Origin of the sequence: Mesorhizobium sp. M2A.F.Ca.ET.037.01.1.1, assembly GCF_003998075.1 — a bacterium.
Taxonomy (GTDB): domain Bacteria; phylum Pseudomonadota; class Alphaproteobacteria; order Rhizobiales; family Rhizobiaceae; genus Mesorhizobium.
In genome coordinates this window covers 1-1,701 of sequence record NZ_RZSA01001229.1, presented here as the reverse complement: position 1 = coordinate 1,701, position 1,701 = coordinate 1, and the positions used below count along the sequence as shown (strand labels likewise).

Here is a 1,701-nt window from a genome sequence, read left to right as displayed (position 1 = left end):
GCTCAACGGCGTCGAGATCCTCGTCATCGACGAGGCCGACCGCATGCTCGACATGGGCTTCATTCCCGACATCGAGCGCATCTGCGAGATGATCCCGTTCACGCGCCAAACGCTGTTCTTCTCGGCGACGATGCCGCCGGAAATCACCAAGCTCACCGAGAAGTTCCTGCACGCGCCGGTGCGCGTCGAGGTTTCCAAGGCCGCCTCCACCGCGACCAGCATCACGCAGCGGCTGGTGAAGTCCGGCAACAAGCCTTGGGAGAAGCGCGAGACGCTGCGCAATCTGATCAAGGCCGAAGACGCCGACCTGAAGAACGCCATCATCTTCTGCAACCGCAAGGTCGAGGTGTCGGAACTGTTCCGGTCGCTGTTGAAGCATGATTTCGATGCCGGCGCGCTACATGGCGACATGGACCAGCGGGCGCGCATGCAGATGCTCAACAATTTCCGCGACGGCAAGCTGCGCTATCTCGTCGCCTCTGACGTCGCCGCGCGCGGCCTCGACATTCCCGATGTCAGCCACGTCTTCAACTACGACGTGCCGATCCATGCCGAGGACTATGTCCACCGCATCGGCCGCACTGGACGCGCCGGGCGCGCCGGCAAGTCCTTCACCATCGCCACCCGCTCCGACACCAAATATGTCGACGCGATCGAGAGGCTGATCGGCACCAAGATCGAATGGCATGACGGCGACTTGTCGACCGTGACCGAAAGCGAAGGCGAGGAGCAGCCGCGCCGCGGCCGCGGCGCGCCGCGTCGCGCCGGCCGCAAGGACGAGGACCGCAAGGATCGCGGCGAGCGCCGGAAGGACCGCCACGCCAAGCGGGACGAGACGCCCGAGCCCGTGCGCGAAGAGCAGCCCGTCGCTGAAGTGGCCGATATCGCCGAACGCCGCGCCCGCAAGGACGCGATCCGTTCCGAGAACGAGCGCAAGGGTTCGGGCAACCGTCACGAGCACCGCGGCGACGCCCGCCCACAGCGCGACCGCCCCGGCCGCCATCGCGAGGAAGACGACGCGACCGTCGGTTTCGGCGACGACGTGCCGGCCTTCATGCGAATTGTCGCGAAAGTCTGAAGCTCCACCTGTAGAAGCAGACATGAAAACGGCCCGGTTTGGGCCGTTTCCTTTTTTGCGCTGGCTGGCACGCCCTGCCCTACATCGGTCCAGGCATCATCTTGGTCGGCTTTTCCAGCATCGGGAACTCGGCCTTGGTGCATTTCACGTTCGGGTTCGTCGGGGTGAACATGCCGTTCGGATTGTCCCTGAACAGCCAGGCATGCAGGTCGTAGTGGACGAACTCCCGCGGGATGAGCGGGTAGTGCCCTTCCATCGGTCCCATGAACTTCTGGCCGAACAGCGTCGGAACCGCCTTCACGTCCGGCGTCAATGGAACCAGCCATTCCACGGCGACCAACTTCAAACCCTTCTTCGTCGGCTCGTAGATCAGGACGTTGGGCTTCATCGGGTCGAGCGGCTTGCCGATGCTCGGGACATTGACGAAATGGACACCCATGGCGCCCTTAGGATAGTACATCGCGCCGTCAATCTTCTCGCCGCCATAGTAGACGCAGCCTTCGGTCGACAGATAGAGGTCGCGGATGGCGGCGGTGTAATCTTCATATTTGGCCAGCGATTTCTTCAGGGCTTCGATATCGGCCTTGCTGGCATCCTCTGCCCGGGCTGTGGCGGCTCCGAGC

Annotated in this window: 2 protein-coding genes; one reads left to right on the top strand and one right to left on the bottom strand. The window is 63.5% G+C overall.

Going from position 1 to position 1,701, the window contains the following annotated elements:
* Positions 1 to 1,078 (top strand): DEAD/DEAH box helicase (locus EOA27_RS35400; protein ID WP_145970794.1); only part of this gene is annotated, 1,078 nt, incomplete at its 5' end.
* A 79-nt stretch (positions 1,079 to 1,157) separates the two neighbouring features.
* On the opposite strand, the gene EOA27_RS35395 is transcribed toward EOA27_RS35400, so the two are convergent.
* Positions 1,158 to 1,701 (bottom strand): hypothetical protein (locus EOA27_RS35395; protein WP_245491302.1); only part of this gene is annotated, 544 nt, incomplete at its 5' end.